Source organism: Acidovorax sp. 1608163 (genome assembly GCF_003669015.1).
Classification (GTDB): Bacteria; Pseudomonadota; Gammaproteobacteria; order Burkholderiales; family Burkholderiaceae_C; genus Acidovorax.
On sequence record NZ_CP033069.1, the window covers coordinates 4734232 to 4759520 of the forward strand.

The 25289-nt window shown below is 63.0% G+C and carries 23 protein-coding genes; 13 read left to right on the forward strand and 10 right to left on the reverse strand.

What is annotated here, in order from left to right:
* Positions 1–41 precede the first annotated feature (41 nt).
* The 3 genes from yegQ to EAG14_RS21110 form a co-directional block, all read right to left on the reverse strand.
* Positions 42–1493, reverse strand: coding sequence for a tRNA 5-hydroxyuridine modification protein YegQ (gene yegQ, locus EAG14_RS21100; RefSeq protein WP_121730042.1), 1452 nt, complete (start codon positions 1491–1493; stop codon positions 42–44).
* A 34-nt stretch (positions 1494–1527) separates the two neighbouring features.
* Positions 1528–2490, reverse strand: a complete 963-nt coding sequence (gene ttcA, locus EAG14_RS21105) for a tRNA 2-thiocytidine(32) synthetase TtcA (RefSeq protein ID WP_121730043.1) — start codon at positions 2488–2490, stop codon at positions 1528–1530.
* A gap of 326 nt (positions 2491–2816) precedes the next feature.
* Positions 2817–3881, reverse strand: coding sequence for a homocysteine S-methyltransferase family protein (locus EAG14_RS21110; RefSeq protein ID WP_121730044.1), 1065 nt, complete (start codon positions 3879–3881; stop codon positions 2817–2819).
* Positions 3882–4024: 143 nt separating this feature from the next.
* Here EAG14_RS21110 and EAG14_RS21115 point away from each other — a divergent pair, with 143 nt between their 5' ends.
* The 4 genes from EAG14_RS21115 to EAG14_RS21130 all read left to right on the forward strand — a co-directional run bounded on the left by EAG14_RS21115 (position 4025) and on the right by EAG14_RS21130 (position 8529).
* Complete coding sequence (locus EAG14_RS21115; RefSeq protein WP_233205499.1) at positions 4025–4606, forward strand: hypothetical protein; 582 nt, start codon at positions 4025–4027, stop codon at positions 4604–4606.
* Between the two features lie 9 nt (positions 4607–4615).
* The gene (locus EAG14_RS21120; RefSeq protein ID WP_143226024.1) at positions 4616–5212 is read left to right on the forward strand and encodes a hypothetical protein; all 597 of its coding nucleotides are present in this window, start codon (positions 4616–4618) and stop codon (positions 5210–5212) included.
* 400 nt (positions 5213–5612) lie between these two features.
* On the forward strand, positions 5613–7472 hold the full coding sequence (gene recQ, locus EAG14_RS21125; protein ID WP_121730045.1) for a DNA helicase RecQ: 1860 nt from the start codon (positions 5613–5615) through the stop codon (positions 7470–7472).
* A 190-nt stretch (positions 7473–7662) separates the two neighbouring features.
* Positions 7663–8529 (forward strand): hypothetical protein, encoded by an 867-nt coding sequence (locus EAG14_RS21130; RefSeq protein WP_121730046.1) that lies wholly within the window; start codon positions 7663–7665, stop codon positions 8527–8529.
* 131 nt (positions 8530–8660) lie between these two features.
* On the opposite strand, the gene EAG14_RS21135 is transcribed toward EAG14_RS21130, so the two are convergent.
* The 4 genes from EAG14_RS21135 to EAG14_RS21150 all read right to left on the reverse strand — a co-directional run bounded on the left by EAG14_RS21135 (position 8661) and on the right by EAG14_RS21150 (position 14289).
* The gene (locus EAG14_RS21135) at positions 8661–10898 is read right to left on the reverse strand and encodes an NADP-dependent isocitrate dehydrogenase (RefSeq protein WP_121730047.1); all 2238 of its coding nucleotides are present in this window, start codon (positions 10896–10898) and stop codon (positions 8661–8663) included.
* A gap of 259 nt (positions 10899–11157) precedes the next feature.
* Positions 11158–11916, reverse strand: a complete 759-nt coding sequence (locus EAG14_RS21140; protein WP_121730048.1) for an anaerobic ribonucleoside-triphosphate reductase activating protein — start codon at positions 11914–11916, stop codon at positions 11158–11160.
* On the reverse strand, positions 11876–12070 hold the full coding sequence (nrdD, locus tag EAG14_RS21145; RefSeq protein ID WP_099657406.1) for an anaerobic ribonucleoside-triphosphate reductase: 195 nt from the start codon (positions 12068–12070) through the stop codon (positions 11876–11878). Before nrdD ends, EAG14_RS21140 begins: the two co-directional genes overlap by 41 nt.
* A gap of 200 nt (positions 12071–12270) precedes the next feature.
* Entirely contained in the window at positions 12271–14289 is a 2019-nt protein-coding gene (locus EAG14_RS21150) for a ribonucleoside triphosphate reductase (protein ID WP_121730049.1), read from the reverse strand.
* 200 nt (positions 14290–14489) lie between these two features.
* Here EAG14_RS21150 and EAG14_RS21155 point away from each other — a divergent pair, with 200 nt between their 5' ends.
* From EAG14_RS21155 to EAG14_RS21175, 6 genes are all read left to right on the forward strand, one after another.
* Entirely contained in the window at positions 14490–15080 is a 591-nt protein-coding gene (locus EAG14_RS21155) for a TetR/AcrR family transcriptional regulator (protein WP_121730050.1), read from the forward strand.
* Positions 15081–15090: 10 nt separating this feature from the next.
* Positions 15091–15714, forward strand: a complete 624-nt coding sequence (locus EAG14_RS21160) for a cytochrome b (protein WP_240456870.1) — start codon at positions 15091–15093, stop codon at positions 15712–15714.
* Positions 15715–15747: 33 nt separating this feature from the next.
* Positions 15748–16947: a threonine ammonia-lyase gene (locus EAG14_RS21165; RefSeq protein ID WP_121730592.1), complete on the forward strand. Its 1200-nt coding sequence runs from the start codon at positions 15748–15750 to the stop codon at positions 16945–16947.
* 83 nt (positions 16948–17030) lie between these two features.
* Positions 17031–17177 carry a hypothetical protein gene (locus EAG14_RS22990; protein ID WP_162996057.1) on the forward strand — a complete coding sequence of 49 codons (147 nt, stop codon included), beginning with the start codon at positions 17031–17033 and terminating at the stop codon, positions 17175–17177.
* A 122-nt stretch (positions 17178–17299) separates the two neighbouring features.
* Positions 17300–18007, forward strand: a complete 708-nt coding sequence (gene queC / locus EAG14_RS21170; protein ID WP_099657404.1) for a 7-cyano-7-deazaguanine synthase QueC — start codon at positions 17300–17302, stop codon at positions 18005–18007.
* Between the two features lie 371 nt (positions 18008–18378).
* The gene (locus tag EAG14_RS21175; RefSeq protein ID WP_121730052.1) at positions 18379–20247 is read left to right on the forward strand and encodes a phosphoenolpyruvate carboxykinase (GTP); all 1869 of its coding nucleotides are present in this window, start codon (positions 18379–18381) and stop codon (positions 20245–20247) included.
* A gap of 254 nt (positions 20248–20501) precedes the next feature.
* Here EAG14_RS21175 and EAG14_RS21180 read toward each other — a convergent pair whose 3' ends face one another.
* Positions 20502–20942: a hypothetical protein gene (locus EAG14_RS21180; protein ID WP_121730053.1), complete on the reverse strand. Its 441-nt coding sequence runs from the start codon at positions 20940–20942 to the stop codon at positions 20502–20504.
* A gap of 128 nt (positions 20943–21070) precedes the next feature.
* Here EAG14_RS21180 and EAG14_RS21185 point away from each other — a divergent pair, with 128 nt between their 5' ends.
* The 3 genes from EAG14_RS21185 (at position 21071) to EAG14_RS21195 (ending at position 23494) form a co-directional block, all read left to right on the forward strand.
* Positions 21071–22054 (forward strand): LysR family transcriptional regulator, encoded by a 984-nt coding sequence (locus tag EAG14_RS21185; RefSeq protein WP_121730054.1) that lies wholly within the window; start codon positions 21071–21073, stop codon positions 22052–22054.
* Positions 22055–22097: 43 nt separating this feature from the next.
* Complete coding sequence (locus EAG14_RS21190) at positions 22098–22946, forward strand: metallophosphoesterase (RefSeq protein WP_121730593.1); 849 nt, start codon at positions 22098–22100, stop codon at positions 22944–22946.
* Between the two features lie 125 nt (positions 22947–23071).
* The gene (locus EAG14_RS21195) at positions 23072–23494 is read left to right on the forward strand and encodes a universal stress protein (protein WP_099657400.1); all 423 of its coding nucleotides are present in this window, start codon (positions 23072–23074) and stop codon (positions 23492–23494) included.
* Between the two features lie 65 nt (positions 23495–23559).
* Here the strand turns inward: EAG14_RS21195 and EAG14_RS21200 are convergent, their stop codons facing one another.
* The gene (locus tag EAG14_RS21200; RefSeq protein ID WP_233195101.1) at positions 23560–24174 is read right to left on the reverse strand and encodes a TetR/AcrR family transcriptional regulator; all 615 of its coding nucleotides are present in this window, start codon (positions 24172–24174) and stop codon (positions 23560–23562) included.
* Between the two features lie 104 nt (positions 24175–24278).
* Positions 24279–25190: a LysR family transcriptional regulator ArgP gene (locus EAG14_RS21205; protein WP_099657398.1), complete on the reverse strand. Its 912-nt coding sequence runs from the start codon at positions 25188–25190 to the stop codon at positions 24279–24281.
* Positions 25191–25289: the final 99 nt, after the last annotated feature.

Consider the following 25289-nt stretch of genomic DNA (forward strand, 5'->3'; position numbering starts at 1 on the left):
ATCACACGGCGGCCCCAGGCGGCATCGCCGCCTTGCCGGGATCAATGCGCGGCGAGTGCCGCTTCGGCCGGTGCAGCGGGTGCCGCTGTGGGTTGCGACTCGATCACACGGGCCAGCAAGGCGCCGCTGTAGAGCGCAGGCAGCGGAATCCACACGCGCACGGGGCTGCCCTGGGCCACTTGCACCGGCTGGCCTTCCAGGTTGCGCATCTCCTGCAGCCGCACGGTGATGTTTCCGCTGGGGTGCACCACTTCGATCAGGTCGCCCACGGCGAAGTGGTTCTTGGTTTCCACAAGCACCCAGTCTCCCGACAGGCCCGCTTCGGCAATGCCCTCGGTGCCCAGCACCTCGCCCACATACTGGCTGCGCTGCGTGAGCGAGTGGCCGCTGATGTAGTTTTGGTAGTCGTTGCTGGGGCGGCGCTCCAGCAGGCCGCCGGTGTAGCCCCGGTTGGACAGGCCTTCGAGCTCAATCAGCAACTCAGGGTTGAAAGGGCGGCCCGCCACGGCGTCGTCGATCGCGCGGCGGTACACCTGGGCGGTGCGGGCCACGTAGTACAGGCTCTTGGTGCGGCCTTCGATCTTGAGTGAATCGACACCGATCTGCGCCAGGCGCGCCACGTGCTCCACCGCGCGCAGATCCTTGCTGTTCATGATGTACGTGCCGTGCTCGTCCTCCATGATGGGCATCATCTGCCCGGGGCGGCCGGCTTCCTCGATGAGATAGACCTTGTCGGCCTTGGGGTGGCGCCCGCCGTTGCCGGTGGTCGATGCAAAGGCCTGTTCGGCCTTCTGCTGCGCGGCCTCGAAGTTGAAGTCGCCCTCCATCTTCTGCGCAATGGCTTCGCCGGTGGTGGCGTCGATGTCGGCGTCGTGGGTGGCGTAGTTCCAGCGGCAGGCGTTGGTGCAGGTGCCCTGGTTGGGGTCGCGGTGGTTGAAGTAGCCGCTGAGCAAACACCGGCCCGAGTACGCGATGCACAGCGCGCCGTGCACGAACACTTCCAGCTCCATGTCGGGGCATTCCTGGCGGATTTTCTCGATCTCGTCCAGGCTCAGTTCGCGCGAGAGGATGACGCGCTCCACGCCCATCTTCTGCCAGAACTTCACGGCCGCCCAGTTGGTGGTGTTGGCCTGCACCGAGAGGTGAATCACCTGCTCGGGCCACTTCTCCTTGACCATCATGATCAGGCCCGCGTCGGCCATGATGAGGGCGTCGGGCTGGCAGTCGATGACGGGTTCGATGTCGCGCAGGTAGGTGCGGATCTTGTCGTTGTGCGCAATCAGGTTGCTGGTCACAAAGAACTTCTTGCCGCGTGCGTGCGCCTCGTCAATGCCTTGCTTGATCTGCTCCAGACGGAACTCGTTGTTGCGCGCGCGCAGGCTGTAGCGCGGCTGGCCTGCGTACACGGCGTCGGCGCCAAAGTCGTAGGCGGCGCGCATCTTGTCGAGCGAGCCAGCAGGCAACAGCAGTTCGGGGGCTTTGAGGGTGGTCATGGGGTGGCCCAATCTAAAAATCGTCGGTGTCAGGTCAGCGGGGCATCACCGATAGGCCCGCGAGGGTGCCAACGGCCTGCGGAAACTCTTCGGCGTCGAAGGCCTTGTCGCCATCGGCGTCGGCCATGCCATTGGGCACCATGCCCTTGAAGTCGAATTGGCGCGTGTCCATGAAGTGCGAGGGCACCAAGTTGCGCAGGGCCACGGCCATGTTCTCGATGCGCCCGGGATACAGCTGCTGCCAGTCGCGCAGCATCTGGCCGATCTGCTTGCGCTGCAGGTTCTCCTGGTTGCCGCACAACGAGCAGGGGATGATGGGAAACTGCTGGATCTCGGCCCAGCGGGTCAGGTCGCTCTCGGCCACATAGGCCAGGGGGCGGATGATGAGGTGGTCGCCCCGGTCGCTCTGCACCTTGGGCGGCATGCCCTTGAGCTTGCCGCCAAAGAACATGTTCAAAAAGAAGGTCTGCAGCATGTCGTCACGGTGGTGGCCGAGTGCAATTTTGGTGCAGCCCAACTCGTCGGCCACGCGGTACAAAATGCCCCGGCGCAGGCGGCTGCACAGGCTGCACATGGTCTTGCCCTCGGGGATGTGCTCTTTGACGACGCTGTAGGTGTCCTGCGTTTCGATATGAAAGGGCACACCCACCTTCGCGAGGTAGTCGGGCAGCACATGGGCCGGAAAGCCGGGCTGCTTCTGGTCGAGGTTGACGGCCACCAGTTCAAAGCGGTGGCCGTTGCGCTGCTGCAGCTTGTGCAACACGTCGAGCAGACCATAGCTGTCCTTGCCGCCCGAGACGCACACCATCACCTTGTCACCGTCTTCGATCAGGCCAAAGTCGCCAATGGCCTGGGCCACCTGGCGCACCAGGCGCTTTTCGAGCTTGATGGCTTCGCGCTCGGCCGCAGGGTCTGCCGACGGCTCAGCAGCGGGCGCAGCATGGCTCGCATCGGTGGGCAAAGCAGCGGCAAAAGGGGTTTCAGCGGTGGAGAGCATGGATCAAGGCAGTGGGGGCCCGCAGGGCGGTAGCAAGGCACAAGCAGGGCAAAAAAGCCGCCAACGCGGCACAGGGGCCGCCGCCCCAACACCATGCCTGTGGGCATCGCGCAATCAGGGTGGCAGTGGCAAGGCCCTTTGCCTGTGGATTGTCAGCTATGTTTTTAATAGCTGCCAGCGCTTACCAATCAAGCGCTGGAGCCGTATTTTCTTACAAACCCGGTTTTTCTCAAACATGGCGGGCGCAAAACCGGGTTGAGGCCAGTGGCTCCATCCACAGCAAGGCCCGCTTGGCGCCTGACGGGGCGCCAGTCCTGTCGGCCCTGTCAGGCCTCGGCGGGGTAGAACATCTTGCGCGCAGGCACCGTTTCCACCGCGCGGGCGATGGCGCCAATGTGGTCGGGCGTGGTGCCGCAGCAGCCGCCCACGATGTTGACCAGCCCTTCGGCGGCAAACTCATGCACCAGGCGGCTGGTCACCTCGGGCGTTTCGTCAAAGCCTGTGTCGCTCATGGGGTTGGGCAGGCCTGCGTTGGGGTAGCAGCTAATGAAGGTGTCCCCCGCCACGCGGTTGAGCTCCTGGATGTAGGGGCGCATCAGCGTGGCACCCAGCGCGCAGTTCAGGCCAATGGCCAGCGGGCGGGCGTGGCGCACGCTGTGCCAAAAGGCCGTCACAGTCTGCCCGCTCAGGATGCGGCCCGATGCGTCGGTGACCGTGCCGCTGATGATGATGGGCAGGCGCTCGCCGCTTTTTTCAAAAAATTCGTCAATGGCAAACAGCGCGGCTTTGGCGTTGAGCGTGTCGAAGATGGTCTCGACCAACAGCACATCCGAGCCGCCTTCGACCAAGGCCTCGGTCTGCTCGTAGTAAGCGGCACGCAGTTGCTCAAAGTCGATATTGCGTGCGCCGGGGTCGTTCACATCGGGGCTGATGCTGGCCGTCTTGGGCGTGGGGCCCAGGGCGCCCGCCACAAAGCGGGGTTTATCGGGCGTGCTGTACTTGTCGCAGGCAGCGCGGGCCAGCTGGGCAGACTTCAGGTTCATCTCGCGCGCCAGCTCGGCCATCTTGTAGTCCTCTTGCGCCACGGTGGTGGCGCCAAAGGTGTTGGTCTCGATCAGGTCGGCCCCGGCAGCGAGGTAGCGCTCATGGATGTCACGGATCACATCGGGGCGCGTCAGGCTCAGCAACTCGTTGTTGCCCTTCACATCGCGCGGGAAGTCCTTGAACCGGTCGCCTGCACCGTCAGGCCCGGTGTAGCCCTCGCCCCGGTACTGGGCCTCACCCAGCTTGAAACGCTGAATCATGGTGCCCATGGCACCGTCAAGAATGGCAATGCGTTGGGCAAGGATGCCGGGAAGCTGCTGGGCGCGGGTGTAGTGGAGGGCTTGCATCCCTCCATTGTAGAAACCACCCCAAGGCAAACGGCTGAATCGCCCCTATTGAGGCAATAACCGTCATATATGATCCCCCGCGCCGGGATCAGCCACGGCAAAAACAATTCTCTAACAAGACACGAAAGAGGGGGAACCGCTACATGCAGTCCAAACGCTCGATGTCCATGGCACTGCCATTGGCCGCACTTACATGCATTTTTTTGGTCGGTTGCGCTGGCCCTGCGCCCAACTACGCGCCATCAATTGACAACGTTGAAAAACTGAAGAAAGCAGACGTTTCTGCCGCCAAGGTAGGGGTTTTTGACACCAAAGCAGGTATGCAAAACGCAGACGCCATTGGGTTGCGCGCAGCATCTCTGGTGTCTCCTGTCGGCAAAAACTATGGTGACTACTTGGCCGCCGCTTTGCGCGCAGAGCTGGAGATGGCCAAGCTGCATGCGCCAGCATCGCCTCTCGAGGTCTCGGGCAGACTGCTGCAAAACAACATTAACGCAGGTGGCATCAAAACCAATGATGGCGTCTTGGAAGCCCAGTTTGTTGTGAAGAACGGATCTGAGTTGCGCTACGACAAGGTCAAGAAGATCACACGGCAGTGGGACGGTGCCTTCGCAGGAGCTGTCGCTATTCCACAAGCTGCAAACAATTACCCCCTGATGGTCCAGCAGCTTTTGGCCGAGCTGTTTGCCGATCCAGATTTCATCCGTGCACTGAAACAACGCTAAGAATTTGCCATGTCCCAAAGATCTATTTTTCTCGCCTGTGGCCTCGCATTGACGCTCATTTTGGGAGGCTGTGCCCATCCCATCTCTATGGCGCCCAATCTGGAAGCGGTTAAAGCAACACCAGACCAAAACCTGCTTGCAAAGAAGGTGGGTTACCACATCTCTGCGGCATCCCAAACGCTCGAAGTAACAACACCAGGCGGTGGCGGCGACAAGGTGCGCTACTTCCCTTACCGCGATATTGAGCCCGGTTTGTACAAGGCATTGGGCACCGTTTTCCGGGATGTAACCAAGATCAAAAACCCTGGGGATCTCGCTGAAGTACAGACCAGCGGAATCCAACTGCTCATCACGCCAGAAATCACAACCAACTCATCTTCCGAAAGTGCGTTTACCTGGCCGCCTACGTCTTTCACCGTCGTACTCAACTGCCAGCTGAAAGACAATCAAGGCAAGACCCTGGACACGGTCCGGGTGGAAGGTGTCGGCAAAGCTGAGTTTGCAGAGTTCAAAGCCAACTTCTCTTTGGCGGCAGTCCGGGCCAGCGAGGACGCGCTGAAGAAACTCACGGTGGCCTTGCGGCAATCCAAGGCACTCGCAAAATAATCTTGCCCTGTGTGTCGCCCCCCGCGCCCCTGCACGGGGTGGCGACAGAGTTCTTCATATCGCGGCGCGCCAAATGATGCAATGGCGCAAGCCGCGATGTCTCTGTGCCAAGAAAAAGTGCGGAGACATGGGTGTTCTCCCAGCATTCGCTCTGAAACATCAGCCACCGATAGCATCGGTGTACCGGCCAAAACCGATCACCTGAGCCCACACTCCAGGCCCGGCCTCAACCAACTCTTGGCCATGGCCCGATCCGACAGGTAGGTCCGGAACCGAGCGCACAATAAGCACTTGCTTTCACAAGCCATCGCGCAAAGCAGCAGCAGTAGATGCGGATGCCAAGCTCGCCCAAGCATCTTGACTGCACCATTCGCTGCTATCACACAGAGAGTCTTTGAGTTTGTCCCCCGCACAGTCCGTACTACAAAGCGTCTTCGGTTACGAACAGTTCCGAGGCCCCCAGCAGGCCATCGTTGAGCATGTGATTGGCGGCAGCGATGCGCTGGTGCTGATGCCCACCGGGGGAGGCAAAAGCCTGTGCTACCAGGTGCCCGCCATCGTGCGCCAGCAGCAGGGGCGTGGGGTGGCGATTGTGGTGTCGCCGCTGATTGCGCTGATGCACGACCAGGTGGGGGCGCTGCACGAGGCGGGGGTGAGCGCGGCGTTTCTCAACTCCACGCTGAGCTACGACGAGACGCAAGACATTGAGCTGCGCCTGCAAACCGGCGACATCACGCTGCTGTATGCCGCGCCCGAGCGGCTCAATACACCGCGTTTTCTGGGTTTGCTCGACAACCTTTACCAAGGCGGGCACCTGTCGCTGTTTGCGATTGACGAAGCGCATTGCGTGAGCCAATGGGGGCACGACTTCCGGCCTGAATACCGGGCACTGTCGCTGCTGCACGAGCGCTATCCGCAGGTGCCGCGCATTGCCCTGACGGCCACGGCCGATGCCCTCACGCGCGAAGACATCATCGAGCGGCTGCAACTGCAGGACGCGCGCCTGTTCATCAGCAGCTTTGACCGGCCCAACATCCGTTACACCATCGTCGAGAAGAAAGACGCTACCACGCAACTGCTGCGCTTTATCGAACGCGAGCACGCCGGGGATGCGGGCGTGGTGTACTGCCAGTCGCGCAAGCGGGTGGAGGAGCTGGCCGCCACGCTGAGCGACGCGGGCATCAACGCCCTGCCCTACCACGCAGGCCTGGACGCCAAGGTGCGCCAGCGGCACCAAGACCGCTTTTTGCGCGAGGAAGGCGTGGTGATGGTGGCCACCATTGCGTTTGGCATGGGCATCGACAAGCCCGATGTGCGCTTTGTGGGGCATGTGGACATGCCCAAGAACATCGAGGGCTACTACCAGGAGACAGGCCGCGCTGGCCGCGATGGGTTGAACGCCGATGCCTGGATGGCCTATGGCCTGCAAGACGTGGTGAACCAGCGCCGCATGATCGACGAGAGCCCGGCGGGCGAGGAGTTCAAACAGGCACTGCGCGGCAAACTCGATGCCCTGCTGGCCCTGGCCGAGGCCACCGACTGCCGCCGCGTGCGGCTGCTGGCCTACTTTGGAGAGGAGTCCACGCCCTGTGGCAATTGCGACAACTGCCTGAACCCACCCGCCGTGTGGGATGCCACGGACGCTGCCCGCAAGCTGCTGTCCACCATCTATCGCGTGCACCAGGCCAGCGGCATCAGCTTTGGCACTGGCCACATCATGGACATCCTGCGCGGCAAGAAGACCGAGAAGGTCGCGCAGTTTGGGCACGAGAAGATTTCCACCTTCGGCATTGGCGCCGACCTGACCGAGCCGCAGCTGCGCGGCGTGCTGCGCCAGCTCATCGCCACCGGTGCGGTGGGCTTGCAAAAGGTGATGCTGGACAGCGGCCACAGCTTTGACACGCTGTGCCTCACCGAAGGCTCACGCGCGGTGCTCAAGGGCGAGGTGCCGGTGCAGCTGCGCGAATCGGTGTCCTCCGCCCCCGCCAAACGCACGCGCAAGGCCAGCGCCCCCCCGGCTGCCGCCGCTAACCTGGGGCCGGATGCGCAGGTGCGCTTCATCAACCTCAAAGCCTGGCGCGCCGAGGTGGCCCGCGAGCACAACCTGCCCGCTTACGTCATCTTCCACGACGCCACGCTGGCAGCCATTGCAGAGCGCAGCCCCACCACACTGGAGGACCTGCAGGGCATCAGCGGCATGGGTGCCAAAAAGCTGGAGGCGTATGGGGCAGAGGTGCTGCGGGTGTGCGCTGGCAGCTAAGAATCTGCTCAAAGCCTTGCATGGAGCCTGTGTACAACGGCGAAGTGATTGAACGAAGCAAGGCCAATCAGAGGCGAGTTGAGACACAGCATCGATCGGTTAACAATTTCTCACGGATGTGTGCAAAAACGGGTAAGGTGTGAAGTTTTGTAAACATTCATTCCAACCGTTTTGAGGGAGAGCTTTGCACATGTGGAAGAAGAAATTGATGACCGCAGCACTGCTGTGCAGCGCCGGTATGTCCTATGCGTTCATGCCTCAGGCAGGGACTTGGGTGGTGACTTCAGAGGTGGATGGCAAGCCGGGGCGTGGCTTGGCGATGGATGTACAGAACGACACACTGCTGATGCAGATGTATGCGTACGAGGCCAATAGCCAGCCTACGTTCTACTTGGCTGTAGGCAAGGTGGTGAACAACGCCGCGACGGCCCCCCTGGTGCGCTACACCGGCGGACGGTTCTTCGGCAGCAATGCCCGCTCTGGAGTGGAGGCAGGCAGCGCTGGCAACATGACCATCCGCTTCACCTCTGGCACCACGGGTTTTGTGCAGTTTCCCAATGAAACGGAAAAAGCCATTTCACGCTTTCAGTTTGGTTACCCCGCTCAAGCCTCTAGCCTGCGGGGCTTGTGGGTATTCAACTCCATTGGCAGCGGCGTTGTGTCCACGGATGTGGTCGACTTGACCCAGGCGCAGGCTGCTACAGCCAATGGCAATGGTCTGATGGCCAGCGCCAACAACCTATTTGGCTGTGAGCACCAAATCCGCGGCACCCTCGCAGGCAATGTCGTATGCGTATGGATAAATAGCAGCGGAGCATTGCAGCGAGGGTACGTACTGCAGTACAGCGTGAACGAGGGCGAAGGCTACTCATCCGCAGCCAACTCCAGCAGCCAGCAACTTTTGGTGGTGCGGCGTCTCACCGACCCACGGGGTGTAGGTACCGGACTGACCATAAAAAGCGAGGAAAGCGGTGAGGGCACAGAAAGCCAGGCTGCATCACCTGCCGCATTGGGGCAAGCGTTGGAGCTTTTAGCCACCCAAGGGCTGGCACCGTGAACCTGCGCTGAAGTCTGTTCAAAGCTTGCATTCGATCCAAAGACTTGATCAGCCAATGAAAAAGAGACTGCCATCGGCAGTCTCTTTTTTTTGCCCTGGCACGGCGCCAGGGCGGTGGCACATGGGCGAGATTACGCCAGCGCCGCCTTCAACGCATCGTTGAACGTCTGGCTAGGACGCATGATGGCGTCCAGCTTGGCCACATCAGGCAGGTAGTAACCACCGATGTCCACGGGCTTGCCTTGCACGGCGTTGAGCTCGTCCACGATCTTTTGCTCGTTGTCGGTCAGTTGCTTGGCCAGAGGGGCAAACAGCTTGGCCAGGTCGGCGTCGTCGGTCTGCGCGGCCAGGGCCTGGGCCCAGTACAGGGCCAGGTAGAACTGGCTGCCACGGTTGTCGAGCTGGCCGGTCTTGGGGCTGGGGTTTTTGTTGTTGTCCAGCAGCTTGCCAGTAGCGGCATCCAGCGTTTTGGACAGCACTTTGGCCTTGGCGTTGCCGGTCTTCAGGCCCAGGTCTTCCAGCGACACGGCCAGGGCCAGGAACTCGCCCAGCGAATCCCAGCGCAGGTGGTTTTCTTCCACCAGTTGCTGCACATGCTTGGGGGCCGAGCCGCCCGCGCCGGTTTCGTACATGCCGCCGCCGGCCATCAAAGGCACGATGGACAGCATCTTGGCCGAGGTGCCCAGTTCCATGATGGGGAACAGGTCGGTCAGGTAGTCGCGCAGGATGTTACCGGTGGCGCTGATGGTGTCCAGGCCACGGATCACGCGCTCGAGCGTGTAGCGCATCGCACGCACCTGGCTCATGATCTGGATATCGAGGCCGGTGGTGTCGTGCTCGTGCAGGTACATCTTGACCTTGGTGATGAGCTGCGCTTCGTGCGGGCGGTACGAGTCGAGCCAGAACACCACGGGCATGCCGGAGTTGCGGGCGCGGTTCACGGCCAGCTTGACCCAGTCGCGGATGGCTGCGTCCTTGACCTGGCACATGCGCCAGATGTCGCCCGCTTCCACGTTCTGGCTCAGCAGCACTTCGCCGGTGGCCAGGTCGGTGATGTTGGCCACGCCGTCTTCGGTGATCTCAAACGTCTTGTCGTGCGAGCCGTACTCTTCGGCTTGCTGGGCCATCAGGCCCACGTTGGGCACGGTGCCCATGGTCTTGGGATCGAACGCGCCGTGCCATTTGCAGAAATTGATGATTTCCTGGTAGATGCGGGCGAAGGTCGATTCGGGCATCACGGCCTTCACGTCCTTGAGGCGGCCGTTGGCATCCCACATCTTGCCGCCGTTGCGGATCATGGCGGGCATCGAGGCGTCCACGATGATGTCGTTGGGCGAGTGGAAGTTGGTGATGCCCTTGGCGGAATCGACCATGGCCAGCTCGGGACGGTGCTCGTGGCAGGCGTGCAGGTCGCGCTTGATTTCGTCTTGCTTGGACTGGGGCAGCGTGGCGATCTTGCCGTACAGGTCGGCCATGCCGTTGTTCACGTTCACGCCCAGTTCCTTGAACAGGGCGCCGTGTTTTTCAAAGGCTTCCTTGTAGAAGATCTTGACGCAGTGGCCGAACACGATGGGGTGCGAGACCTTCATCATGGTGGCCTTGACGTGCAGCGAGAACATCACGCCGGTCTTGCGTGCGTCTTCAATTTCTTTTTCGTAGAACTCGAGCAAGGCCTTCTTGCTCATGAACATGCTGTCGATGATTTCGCGGTCGAGCAGCGAGACCTTGGGCTTGAGCAAGATGGTCTTGCCGCTCTTGGTGATCAGCTCCATCTTCACTTCACGGGCGCGGTCCAGGGTCAGGGACTTTTCGCCGTGATAGAAGTCGCCATGGTGCATGTGCGACACGTGCGACTGCGATGCCTGGCTCCATTCGGCCATGCTGTGGGGGTTCTTGCGGGCGTATTCCTTGACGGCCTTGGGGGCGCGGCGGTCCGAGTTGCCTTCGCGCAGCACAGGGTTCACGGCGCTGCCGATGCACTTGGCGTAGCGGGCGCGGATGGCCTTTTCTTCGTCAGTGTTGGGGGCTTCAGGGTAGTCGGGCAAGGCGTAGCCCTTGCCTTGCAGCTCCTTGATGGCGGCTTGCAGCTGGCCCACCGAGGCGCTGATGTTGGGCAGCTTGATGATGTTGGCATCGGCCTGCAGTGTCTTCTTGCCCAGCTCGGCCAGCGTGTTGGGCGCGCGCTGTTCTTCTTTCAGGAACTCAGGAAACTCACCCAGCACCCGTGCCGCCACAGAGATGTCGCTCTCTGTCACGTTGATGCCCGCCGGAGCCGCGAAGCTGCGGATGATGGGCAGGAACGACGCCGTCGCCAAGCGTGGCGCTTCGTCTGTCAAGGTGTAGATGATGGAGGGTTGCTGGGTACTCATGACTTGTCTCAAGGAACAGGAGTGGAAAAGCCACCGGCTGGGATTGCGCCCGGCGACCACGGTCAAATTCAGATAAGACTCACACAAATCGGGCCGCAAAAACGGAATTCACACGGGGGTGAACCGTATGCCTGGGCCCTGTTTTGCGCAAGCCATCTCAGATGGTCGCCGATTCTGCTTGCGTCGGCCTGTCGAAATTGCCATTTTTTGCAATGCATTTTCATGATGCAAAAAATTAGGCCTTTTGGCGCGATTTTTTTTACCGACCAAGGGTTTTCTCGGCCCCCCGGACCTCGAAGCGCGGGATTCTGGCTCCCACCGGCGCCTCGATGTCGGCACCCGCAGCCAGGGGCACGCCAGGCCCTTTTCGGCAGACCTGCACGGCCCAGTGGCGCACACCGGCATCGGCCAGGGTATCGCCCAGCGTCTGCAGCTCTTGTGGGCTGAAGAGGCCCTCGTGCCAGGTGGTGCGGCATTCAAAAGCCACCGCATGGGCCTGCAGCAGCGCCAGCGACTGCCAGGCACGCGCGCCGCTGCCGGGCACGCCGGTGATGGCCTCGTAATGGTGCTCGGGTCCTTTGATGTCGAGCCCCACCCAATCAAGCAGGGGCAGCACGGCGGCCAGGCGTTCGGGGTACATGCCGCCGGTGTGCAGGGCCGTGGCAAAGCCCATCGCGCGCACCTCGGCCAGGGCGGCGGGCAGGCCCGCTTGCAGCGTGGGCTCGCCGCCTGAAAACACCACCCCATCGATCAACCCCCGGCGCTTGCCCAAAAAGGCCAACACCTCGGGCCATGGGGTGGCTGCGGGCACCGTGGCGTCCAGCAGCTCAGGGTTATGGCAATAGCCGCAGCGCCAGGGGCAGCCCTGGCAATACACCACCGCCGCCAGACGGCCTGGAAAGTCGATGGTGGTGAGCGGCGTGAGGCCGCCCACGCGCAGCCCGCCTGGCCAGGCCAGTGGGGCTGCGCCTGCCGCATCAGCCACAGCAGCGCGACTCGTTGAAGAACTGGCGCTCATGGTGTTCGCCCTGCTTGCCCACGTTGAAGCTGGCCACCGGGCGGTGGTAGCCCATCACGCGGGTCCACACCTCGCAAGGCTGGCGCTCGGCATCGGTCAGTTGCACGGCAGCGCTGGCCACGGCAGTGTGTTCGGTGGATGAGAAATGGGTCATGGGATGGATCTCCGAAAAAGGGGAGGAAGGACAAAAAGGGGCCACCGTTGTGGCCTGTGGCCCCGGGGGTATCGGCCCAGGGCCGATAGGGTGCTGCAGCTATCGCCATTGCACTTCAATTTGCTATGCATTTAATAGCTGCTCGCGCTTTTATATTGGGCGCTGGAGGCACTTTTTATTCAAAACTGCCCCACACCGTTTCAGGCAGCCAGGGCCGCACGCTTGGCGGCCAGCCGCTCTTCATCGCAGCGCGGGCAAAACGGGTGTTCGCCCGCCAGGTAGCCGTGCGTGGGGCAGATGGAGAACGTGGGCGTGATGGTGATGTAGGGCAGGCGAAAGTTCGTCAGCGCCCGTTTCACCAGCTCGCGGCAGGCCGCACCGCTGGAGACGCGCTCGCCCATGTACAGGTGCAGCACGGTGCCGCCGGTGTATTTGGACTGCAGCGCCTCTTGCCGCATCAGGGCCTCGAACGGATCGTCCGTGAAGCCCACGGGCAGCTGCGAGGAGTTGGTGTAGTACGGCTGCTCGGCCGTGCCCGCCTGCAAGATGGCAGGCCAGCGCTTTTTGTCTTCTTTGGCAAAGCGGTAGGTCGTGCCTTCGGCGGGCGTGGCCTCCAGGTTGTAGAGGTGGCCGGTTTCTTCCTGGAACTGCGTCATGCGCTCGCGCACGTGGTCGAGCAGGCGCAGGGCCAGGCGATGGCCCCCTTCGCTGGTGATGTCTTCGCGGCCGTGTGTGAAGTTGCGCACCATCTCGTTGATGCCGTTCACGCCCAGCGTGGAAAAGTGGTTGCGCAAGGTGCCCAGGTAGCGCTTGGTGTAGGGAAACAGGCCCTGGTCCATCAGGCGCTGGATGAGCTTGCGCTTGGTCTCCAGGCTTTGTTTGCCCAGCTCCATCAGGCGGTCGAGCGCGGCGAGCAGGCCCGCTTCATCGCCCGCGTGCTGATAGCCCAGGCGTGCGCAATTGATGGTGACCACCCCCAGGCTGCCGGTCTGCTCGGCGCTGCCGAACAGGCCGTTGCCGCGCTTCAAGAGCTCGCGCAAATCGAGTTGCAGGCGGCAGCACATGGAGCGCACCATGTTGGGTTCCAGCTCGGAGTTGATGAAGTTCTGGAAGTACGGCAGGCCGTACTTGGCCGTCATGTCGAACAGCAGCTGCGCGTTCTCGCTCTCCCAGGGGAAGTCCTTGGTGATGTTGTAGGTGGGGATGGGGAAGGTGAACACCCGACCCTTGGCATCGCCCGTGGTCATCACGTCGATGTAGGCGCGGTTGATGAGGTCCATCTCCACCTGCAAGTCACCGTACGCGAAGGGCATCTCTTTGCCAGCGATCACGGGCACCTGCTCGCGCAGGTCCTCGGGGCAGGTCCAGTCGAAGGTGAGGTTGGTGAACGGCGTCTGCGTGCCCCAGCGCGAGGGCACGTTGAGGTTGTAGACCAGCTCCTGGATGCACTGGCGCACGGCGGCGTAGTCCATGGCATCGATGCGCACAAACGGTGCCATGTAGGTGTCGAAGGACGAGAACGCCTGCGCGCCGGCCCACTCGTTTTGCAGCGTGCCCAGGAAGTTCACGATCTGTCCCACCGCCGAGCTCATGTGCTTAGGCGGCCCTGCCTCCACCTTGCCCGGCACGCCGTTGAGCCCCTCGTGCAGCAGCGTGCGCAGCGACCAGCCCGCGCAGTAGCCGCTGAGCATGTCGAGGTCATGGATGTGGATATCGCCATTGCGGTGCGCCTCGCCGATCTCGGGCGTGTAGACGTGCGACAGCCAGTAGTTGGCCGTGACCTTCCCTGCCACGTTCAGGATCAGCCCGCCCAGCGAGTAGCCCTGGTTGGCGTTGGCGTTCACGCGCCAGTCGGCCCGCGTGAGGTATTCGTTGATGGAGCTTTCCACATCGACCAGCGTCTGCTTATCCGCGCGCAGCGTGGCGTGCTGCTCGCGGTAGACGATGTAGGCGCGCGCCGTGGCCAGGTGGTTGGCGGCGATGAGCGTCTGCTCGGCCACGTCCTGGATCTGCTCCACCGTGGGGGCTTCGCCGTGAAAGCGGTGGATCAACACCTTGGTGACTTGCGCGGTGAGCAACGCGGCTTCTTCGGCGCCATATTCACCCGAGGCCTGGCCCGCACTGGCCAGCGCAGCGCGGATGCGCTCCGCATCAAAAGGAGCGCGCTGGCCGCTGCGCAAAACAACTTCGCGGGGCAAAGTGACGAGGGTGGACGCCATGGGTTCTCACAATCCAACGAGGGTTTAAAACACTACCTATAGCGTCAACGATACCCACGAAACACTATAGGTAGTTTGATGAAGCGCAACGGGCGATGACGCAACCACGCAATCCGCAGCCCAGCGTGACGCGCCTCAAGACATTGACATACGTTGCGTATGCCAATTAACATACGTAGCGTATGTCAAAGGAGGAGCGCATGTCGCAGCGCCGCACACGGGCGGAAATGATGGAAGAGACCCGGGCCAAACTGGTGGCCACGGCACGCCACGCCTTCGCCGCACAGGGCTACGCACACACCTCCATGGACGACCTCACGGGCGAAGCAGGCCTTACACGGGGGGCGCTGTACCACCACTTTGGCGGCAAGGAGGGCTTGCTGGTGGCCGTGATTGAGCAGATCGAAGCCGAGGTGGGCACCCAGCTGGACGCGGTATCGCAGGCCGCGCCGACCCTTTGGGACGGTTTTTGCCAACGCTGCCACACCTATCTGGAGCTGGCGCTGGAGCCCGAAATCCGCCGCATCATCCTGCAGGACGCAAGGGCCGTGTTGGGGGATGTGCCCCAGGCCGCCCAGTCCGTAGGCATTGCAGCACTGGAAGCGTCCTTGGAGCAGCTGATGGAAGAAGGCACTGTGGCGCGGCATCACGCTGGCGTGACGGCTCGCATGCTGTACGGCGCTGTCACCGAAGCCTCCTTTTGGATCGCCGAGCCAGATGACGATCCCTCCATCAAGCTGGCCCAAGCCCTGGACGGGCTGGACCGCCTGCTCAACGGGCTTCGTGCCTGACCACCACCGCTTGACCCCAGCCCACCCATTCAAAGACTTTATGCAGTGGAACAACTCCACCCACCGTTTCGGCGCCATCGCCCAGCTCTTTCACTGGACCAGCGCAGCCGCTTTCATCGGCGCATACGTGGTCGTGTACTACGTCATCTGGTTCATGGACGACACCTCGCCGGAGTCCCTGCCCGTGCTCAACATTCACTGGGTGCTGGGCCTGCTGGTGGGGTTTGTGGTCGTCCCCCGCCTGCTGTGGCGCCTGTGGGCTGTGCAACCTGCGCAGCCCACAGGCCCGGCGTGGGAGCACGCACTGGCGCATGCCGCCCACATCGGGCTGTATGGCCTGCTGATCGTGATGCCTGTGACTGGCTACATCGGCACGGGCGCGCCCACGGACTTCGGCCTGTTCACCGTGACCGGCTTCAACGAGACTGCGGCCTTTGCATGGGTCAGCGAGTCCTTGCACGTCACCTGGGATGAGTTTGAAGCGCCGGTGGATGCCGTCCACCACTTCCTGGGCAAGTTTGTGGCCTGGGGCGTCGTCGCACTGCATGTGGCTGCAGCGCTGTACCACCACTGGGTGCGGCGCGACGGCGTGCTGCAGCGGATGTGGCCTGGCGGAGGACCGCAGCCCAAGTGACACCACCAGCCCCGGTGCGCCACAATGGCGCCCATGCTGACCCTCCAAGACATCCGTGACGCCGCCACCCGCCTACAAGGCCAGGTGCTGGACACCCCTTGCGTTGAATCCAAGACGCTTTCTCACATCGTCGGGGCGCAGGTGTTTCTCAAGTTCGAGAACCTGCAGTTCACCGCATCGTTCAAGGAGCGCGGCGCCTGCAACCGGCTGGCGCTGCTCACCGATGAGGAGCGCGCACGCGGCGTGGTGGCCATGAGTGCGGGCAACCATGCCCAGGGCGTGGCCTACCACGCGCAGCGCCTGGGCCTGCGCGCGGTGATCGTGATGCCACGCTTCACCCCCGGTGTGAAGGTGGAACGCACCCGAGGCTTTGGCGCCGAAGTGGTGCTGCACGGCGACACACTGGAGGAAGCCCGAGCACACGCCTATGCGCTGGCCGATACGCAACAGCTGACCTTTGTGCACCCCTATGACGACGAGGGCGTGGCCGCAGGCCAGGGCACGCTGGGGCTGGAGATGCTGCAAGCCGTGCCCGACCTGGACACGCTGGTGATTGCCGTGGGCGGTGGCGGCCTGATCTCGGGCGTGGCCACAGCGGCCAAGGCACTCAAACCCGGTATCGAAATCATTGGCGTGCAAACCCAGCGCTTCCCAGCCATGGTCAATGCCATTCAAGGCACGCACCACCCGCAGGGCACATCGACCATTGCCGAGGGCATTGCCGTGGGCACACCGGGCAAGATCACACAAGAGATCATCAAGCGCCTGGTAGACGACCTGGTGCTGGTGGACGAAGGCGATATCGAGCAGGCCGTGCTGATGCTGCTGGAGATTGAAAAGACGCTGGTCGAAGGCGCTGGCGCTGCAGGCCTGGCCGCGCTGGTGCGCTACCCCGAGCGCTTCAAGGGCAAGCGCGTGGGCCTGGTGCTGTGCGGCGGCAACATCGACCCGCTGCTGCTGGCCGCCATCATTGAGCGCGGCATGGTGCGCTCGGGCCGCCTGGCACGCATCCAAGTCAGCGCACGCGATATACCCGGCGTGCTGGCACGCATCACCGCCACGGTGGCCGACGCGGGCGCCAACATCGAAGAGGTGCACCACCAGCGCGCCTTCACCATGCTGGCCGCACAAAACGTGGACATTGAACTGGTGCTGCAAACCCGCAGCAAAAGCCATGTCGAGCAGGTGCTGCAGCAACTGCGGGCCGCGGGCATGGAAGCGGCCCTGATGTGAGCGCCTGACCCGTAAAGACCCGCAGACGAAAACGCACGGGAACCGCTAGAATCGCGCCAACATTCAGCACTGGAGCCATCACCATGTCGGACCACAGCCCCTCGCACACCACTTCCGAGCCATCGCCTGACCCCGTGGAAAACGTGGTCTCCGTCATGCCCGTGGTGCTGCCCGTCATGGGCGGTGTCATCATGTTCCTGTTGGCCTTTATTGCCGTCAAAATGGCCTGAGGCGCCCCCTGCGCCCCAGAGCAAAAGCCCCGCACTGCGGGGCTTTTTTTCGTTTGGCGCCACGCGCTGACCCGCCTTGACCACGGCCCCGACTTCACCCATTTTTTGCAAGGAATCCACCCATGCGCAGCGGCAACGCACTCGTTTTGTTTTCTGGTGGCCAAGACTCCACCACCTGCCTGGCCTGGGCCTTGAGCCACTTTGCCCATGTCGAGACCATCGGCTTTGACTATGGCCAGCGCCACCACATCGAGCTGCAGGCACGCCACGCCGTTCTGGAGGCCATGCGCGCGCAGTTCCCGCAATGGCGCGGCAAGCTGGGCGACGACCACATGCTGGACTTGGGCGTGCTGGGCCGCATCAGCGACACAGCACTGACCAGCGAGACCGAAATCCAGATGACTGCGGCCGGCCTGCCCAACACCTTCGTGCCGGGGCGCAACCTGCTGTTTTTCCAGTTGGCAGCGGCCGTGGGCTACCGGCGTGGTCTGCACACGCTGGTGGGGGGCATGTGCGAGACGGATTTTTCGGGCTACCCCGATTGCCGTGACGACACGCTCAAGGCCCTGCAAGTGGCCACCTCGCTGGGCATGGGGCAACGCTTCACCTTTGAGACGCCGCTGATGTGGATCGACAAGGCCGACACCTGGGAGATGGCCCATGCACTGGGCGGTGACGCGCTGGTGGACATCGTGCTGGAGCAATCGCACACCTGCTACCACGGCGTGCGTGGTGAGCGGCACGCCTGGGGTTACGGCTGCGGCACCTGCCCCGCCTGTGCGCTGCGCAAGGCCGGTTTTGAGCGCTGGACAGCCAGCAAAGCCCCCTGAATGGCCCAGGCTGAGGCCCCACAGCCTCCATAATCACCACATAACCCCATGCAATTTTTGCATGGATTTGACCCGAGTCTGACAGACAAAACGGCGACAGATTCATAAAATCGTCATCCCAGCCGACCCGCGGAATGCGTGGAGACGCCTCCACACCGTGGGGGTAGCCACACCTGTTTCGCCCGCCGACTGAGCACAGGCACCGCGCTGTGCAAGGGGTGGCCCGCCCAGCGCTCCCTTTGCCAACGCTTGCCGCAAGCCGTTTTTTCAAAGGCAGCGCTCAGCATCGCAATTGCGCCAGGTCTTTGTCGTCGTGAGCCGCACGGTTCGCTTCCTTTGAAAAAACTGTTTTTCAACTTAGGAAGCTCCCGATGAACGCACCCACCATGCAGGGCCTGAATCTCAACGCCCCCGCTTACGTCAAGAACCCACGCCTGCTTGCCTGGGTGGCCGATATGGCTGCTCTGTGCAAGCCCGACAGCATCTTCTGGTGCGATGGCTCCAAGGAAGAGTACGACCGCCTGTGCGAGCAACTGGTCAAGGCGGGCACCTTCAAGAAGCTCAACCCCGCCAAGCGCCCCGACAGCTTCCTGGCCTGTTCTGACCCCTCGGACGTGGCCCGCGTGGAAGACCGCACCTACATCTGCTCGGCCCAAAAGGAAGATGCAGGCCCCACCAACAACTGGATGGAGCCTGCCCAAATGCGCGCCACCCTGCAGCCCCTGTTTGACGGCTGCATGAAGGGCCGCACCATGTACGTGGTGCCTTTCAGCATGGGCCCATTGGGCAGCCCCATTGCCCACATCGGCGTGGAACTGACCGACAGCGCCTACGTGGCAGTGAACCAGCGCCTGATGACCCGCATGGGCAAGGCGGTGTACGACGTGCTGGGCGTGGATGGCGAATTTGTGCCTTGCATGCACACCGTGGGTGCCCCCCTGGCGGCAGGCGAAACCGACAAGACCAGCTGGCCTTGCAACCCCACCGTCAAGTACATCGTTCACTACCCTGAAACGCGCGAAATCTGGTCGTATGGCTCGGGCTACGGCGGCAACGCCTTGCTGGGCAAGAAGTGCCTGGCCCTGCGCATTGCGTCCACCATGGGCAAGAGCCAAGGCTGGCTGGCCGAGCACATGCTCATCCTGGGCGTGACCAACCCCCAGGGCAAGAAGTATCACGTGGCAGCAGCCTTCCCCAGCGCCTGCGGCAAGACCAACTTCTCGATGCTGGTGCCACCCACAGCGTTCGAAGGCTGGAAGGTCACCACCATTGGCGACGACATCGCCTGGATCAAGCCCCAGGCCGACGGCAGCCTGCGCGCCATCAACCCTGAAGCGGGTTACTTCGGCGTGGCCCCCGGCACCAACACGCTCACCAACCCCAACTGCATGGCCAGCCTGGACAAGGACGTGATCTTCACAAACGTGGCCCTGACCGACGACGGCGACGTGTGGTGGGAAGGCATGGACAAGGACTCCGGCAAACTGCCCGATCACCTGATCGACTGGCAGGGCAAGGACTGGACGCCCGCCATCGCCAAGGAAACCGGCGCCAAGGCCGCCCACCCCAACGCCCGCTTCACTGTGGCCGCCACCAACAACCCGGCCCTTGACTCGGCCTGGGACGACCCAGCCGGTGTGACCATCGACGCGTTCATCTTCGGCGGCCGCCGCTCCACCACCGTGCCACTGGTGACCGAAGCCCGCAGCTGGACCGAAGGCGTCTACATGGCCGCCACAATGGGCTCCGAGACCACTGCCGCTGCCTTTGGCCAGCAAGGCGTGGTGCGCCGCGACCCATTCGCCATGCTGCCGTTCTGCGGCTACAACATGAGCGACTACTTCCAGCACTGGCTGAACATGGGCGACAAGATCACCGCCGCCGGTGGCAAGCAGCCCAAGATCTACACCACCAACTGGTTCCGCAAGGACGCGGCTGGCAAGTTCGTGTGGCCTGGTTATGGCGAGAACATGCGTGTCCTGAAGTGGATGATCGACCGCATCGAAGGCAAGGCGCAAGGCGAGGAAACCATGTTTGGCGTGGCCCCGCAGTACGCTGAAATCAACTGGACCGGCCTGGAGTTCTCGCCTGAGCAATTCAACACCGTCACCAGCATTGACAAGGCCGCGTGGACCGAAGAACTCAAGCTGCACACCACGCATTTTGAGCAACTGGCCTACCACCTGCCCCAAGCCCTGCTGGACACCAAGGCCGCTATTGAAAAGCGCCTGTCGGCCTGACCGACACATGGCTGAGCCCATTTGGCGCGCACTTGCGCGCTGGGCTCAGGCCTCAATCAGCCGCCCCGCCTTTGTGCCGGGCGGCTTTTTTGTGGGCATCTGCGGGCAACCGCATATGCAACCAAACAGCCCGGCACCTCGCCGTGCGAGCGTGCATGAAAAAAGCCGTGGACGTTGTACCGTCCACGGCTTGAATCTTGGGCTCAACCCCGGTGCTTATCCAGGGCCTGCCGCAGCTTGGAGTAACTTGATGCTCAGTAGTAGCGACGGATATCGCTCACGGTGGGCACGCCCATGGCATGGTTCAATTCGGCCATGATGCGGGGGTCCTTCAGGGCAACTTGCCAGGTGCGCTCGTCTTCAGCGGCGCGGGCGCGGTTTTCAGCCCAGGCCTTGGCCGAGGCGCGCAGGGCCACAGCCATGCGGCGGGCAGGCATGGTCAAGAGGGCCAGGGCGGCAAAGGCCACGAGCCACAGCACCATCCAGGCGGCCAGCAGGTGGCCTTCGCTCCAAGTGTCGATCACTTGGTTGGCCACGACCAGCAGGGCGGAAACCACTGCGGCCAGCAGCAAAGAGGCAGCACCGCGGGTGCCGTCAAAGCGCGACGCCATGTCCTTGATGGAGGCGGCTGCGTTTTCGGCGCGGGTCACGCCAAGGTGTTCGGTGGGGTAGTCGACGTGTGCGAAATTGGTCATTTTGGAAGTCCCTTTTCAAACGCTTTTGGCGAGATTGCCGGGCGAATGCATGAATCTTAGGGTTTACCCTTTATCTATTCAAATTTATATTTTGAATTCTTTACATTCACATTGATGATGATCGAGCCATGACCTCACCCAAGACATCGCCCAAAGCATCGCTGGTGAACTTCCGATCACTGGATTTGAATCTGCTGCGTGTCTTCGATGAGGTGATGGCCGAGCGCAGTCTGACCAAGGCTGCGCACAAGCTTTCCATCACCCAACCGGCCGTCAGCAACGCCATGCGGCGCTTGCGTGAAGTGGTGGGTGACGAGCTGATGGTGCGCAGCGGCCAGGGCGTGGAGCCCACGCCCCGCGCACTGGCGCTGTGGCCCAGCGTGCGCGATGCACTGGCCCTGCTGCAGGAGTCCCTGGCCCCGGGCGCCTTCGAGCCGTCCACCGCCACGTCCACCTTTGTGCTGGCCATGGCCGATGCCACCGCCGCCACGCTGATCCCCGCGCTGGTCCAAATCATCGAGCGCGAGGCCCCGGACATCTCGGTGCGCGTGCTGCCCCTCACCACCCGCGACCCACGCCGCCTGCTGGACGAAGAATCTGCCGACATGGCCGTGGGCTACTTCCCCGCCGCCCTGGCGGATCTGACGGCCCGCGCCCAATCGGGCGGCGCCGTGGCCTACGACAGCCGGCGCCTGTACGACGGTGAATACATGTGCGTGATGCGCCAAGGGCACCCACTGGCCAGCGGGGAGTTGACGCTCGATGCGTATTGCGCAGCGCGACACATGCTGGTGAGCTTTTCCGGGCGCCCCTACGGGTTCATCGACGAAGCCCTGGCCTCGTTGGGGCGCAAGCGGCATGTGCTCATCACGGTCAACCAGTTCTTCACAGCGGGCCGGGTGGTGGTGGGCTCGGACTTGCTCACCGTGCTGCCCCGGCACTTTGTGCCGGTGACCGGCATTGCCGACCGGCTGGTGCAACGCCCCCTGCCCCTGAACGTGCCCGCTGTGCACGTTGATGCACTGTGGCGGCGGCGCGGCCCGCAAGAGAAGGCCATGGAATGGCTGCTCAACGCCCTGGCGCGCTCGGCCCGCAGCATGTTCCCGGACTAGGCGCACCCAGCCCGGGCGCCCCTTGGGCATCTACACTGCCCGCATGAAGATTCAGCTCCTGTCCGATCTGCACCTGGAGGCGCACCCCCACTTTGTTCCCGAGCCCGCACCCGGCGCCGACCTGCTGGTGCTCGCTGGCGACATCGGCTCGTACCAGCAAGGGGGACAGCTCAGCGACGAAGACTTCGGCCTGGCCCGGTTTGCCCCCCAGGCGGCAGGCGGCACCTGGCCCACCCCCGTGCTGTTTGTGCCGGGCAACCACGAATACGACGCCCAAGACTTTGACGAAGCCCACCAACGCCTGCGCAGCACTTGCGAGCGGCTGGGCATTGCCTGGCTGGAGCGCGAAACCCTGGTGCTCGGCGGCGTGCGCTTTGTGGGCACCACCCTGTGGAGCGACTTTGACGCACTGGCTGAGGACGAAGGCACCGAAGACCTTGCCCGCCAACTGCGCCTGCGCGACAAGGCCTACCGCGCCGCCAATTTCTACCTGCGCAAGACCGGTGGCACCCGGCATGGCGAGCCCTTTTTGGCCGAGCCCATGCGCGAGCAGGCCCTGGTGTGCCAGCAATGGCTGCGCTCTGCACTGTCCACGCCATTTGACGGCCCCACCGTGGCCGTTACCCACTTTGCCCCCAGCCTGCGCAGTGCGGACCCGCGCTATGGGCTGGTGCCCGGGACTGCAGGTTTTTGCAACGCCCTGGACGGGCTGCTGCCCCACGCCCAGCTGTGGCTGCACGGCCACCTGCACGCGCCCAGCGACTACACCGTGCGCGGCACGCACGACGCCACCGGGCAGCCCTGGCAATGCCGCGTGGTGGCCAACCCGCTGGGCTATGCCCGCAAGGGGGAACAGGCCACCTTCCAGCCCCAGATGTGCGTCACCGTATGATCGACGCAGGCCCCTGAACACCCCTGTTCAACCGCCTTTCACAGCGCACGACGAAAAACATGACCCAGGTCAAGACAACAACCGCTCGCGCGCATTAGTCTGAGCACACCAACCTGGAGCACACCATGAACATTTTGCTGGCTGTCGACGGCAGCGCCTACACCAAGAAGATGCTGGCCTACCTGGCCACCCACGAAGACCTGCTGGGCGCAAGCCACAGCTACACCGTGCTGACGGTGCAGGCCCCGCTGCCCACCCGCGCACGCGCGGCGTTGGGTAAAGAAGTGGTGGACAACTACCACACGGAAGAAGCCGAGAAAGTCACCGCCCCCGTGGCCAAGTTCCTCGCTCGCCATGGCGTGCAAGCCAAGTGCATGTTCAAAGTGGGTGCGGTGGGCGAGACCATTGCCAAAGTGGCAGAGAGCGGCAAATTCGACTTGCTGGTGATGGGCTCGCACGGTCACGGCGCCCTGGCCACGCTGGTCGTGGGCTCGGTCACCACGCAGGTGCTGGCCCACTGCAAGGTGCCGCTGTTGATCGTGCGCTGATTCCACTCAGCCCCTCAACGGTACTGCACGAGCCCCGCCCCAAGCGGGGCTTTTTCATGGGCGGCTCAACGCGCGGCCAGCCCATCGAAGCAGGTGCGCACCACCAGTTCGACGATTTCGGCGTCGGAATACTGCCCGCCGTCCTTCAAGAAGGTCACTACCGGATCACACGCCCGCGCGTACAGGGTGTACAGCACCACCAGGGGCGGCAGCTTGGGGTCGATCACGCCCTGCGCCTGGGCCTCGGTGATCCATTCGCCAATCTGATCGCTCACGTTCACCAGGCCATTGAGGTACTGCTTGTTGGCCATGAGCACCGCACGCAGGCTGGAATTGCGGCTGGGCAGCAGCGGCATTTCGTTGGTGATGAGCCGCTCCAGCGACCAGCGCACCAGCGCCCGCAGCTTTTCAATGGGTGCAAGCTCGCTTGGCAAGCCAGAAAGGTAAGCGCGCACTCTCTCCAGAATCTGCACCATGGCGGCACAGCACAGCTCTTCTTTGCTGCTGAAGTGCTTGTAAAGGCTGGCCTTGGCGATGCCGACGGCGTTGGCCACATCGTCCATGGTCATGGCGTCGTAGGCCTTCTCGCCCAGCAGGCGGCAAGTCGATTGCAGGATGGCCTCCTCGCGGGCGAGGTGCATCTGCTCTTTGAACGAAACTTTGGTGGGCAGCGAAGACATGGTTCGCATCTTATCCACTACGGTAAAAAAACTACTGTAGAAGTTGCTTTGCAACTACGGCGTTCACGCCGTGTGGCCGCCCGAATGCCCCAAACGTACTCCGGTCAGGCCACCAAGGTGCGTGCGGCCGTGGCCTTGAGGGCATCGGTCAGCGCATCCAGCAGCTCAGACTCCAGGTTCCAGCAGTGCCAATACAGCTGAATCGGCAGCGAGCGCCCGGGCACCAGGTCGATCAGGCTGCCATCGGCAATGGGGCCACGCGCCAACAGCTCGGGCATCACGCCCACGCCCCAGCCTGCGGCCACGGCGCGCATCTGGCCTTCGGTGCTGGGCACAAACAGGTGGTTCAGTGCCACGCGCTTGAGGCCGAACGCACGGGCCACAAACTCGGCCGCCATGTCGTCCTTGCGGTTGAAGGACAAAAAGGACACCTCGCGGAAGTTGTGCGGCGTGAGCCCCTGCGGCAGGTGCTTGTTGGCGAATTCGGCCGATGCCACCGCCACATAGTGCATGGCGCCCAGCGGCACCATCTTGCAGCCGCGCAGCGCCTGCTTGAGCGTGGTGACGCAGCCCAGCACCTGGCCCGAGCGCAGCCATTCCTGCGTGAAGTCCTGGTCATCGGCAATGATTTCGAGCGGCAGGCGCTGGCGCACCAGGTCGTGCAGCGCGCCCATGGCCCAGGTGGCAATGCTGTCGGCATTGATGGCGATGGAGATGCGCTCGTCTTCGCGGGTGCTGCCGGGGGCGCTGGGGGCCAGCTCCTGCAGGTCGCGCTCCAGGTCAGCGCGCAGCAGGCGCAGCTGCTTGGTGTGCTTGAGCAGCAACTGCCCGGCAGACGTCGGCTTGAGCGGGCGGCTGCGCACGATGAGCACCGAGCCCACCTGCGCCTCCAGCGCCCGCAGGCGCTGCGAGACGGCCGATTGCGTCACATTCAGCCGCTGTGCGGCGCGTTCAAAACCGCCCTCTTCCACGATGGCGGCAAGGCATTCCAGGGCGGCGGGATCGTAAGTGCTCATGGTCTCGCAAGGGCCTGCGCAGAACATTCCATACACCGTTCACGCGGAGCTTGTCGAAGCGCTGTGCGAGGCTTCGACAGGCTCAGCCTGAACGGATAT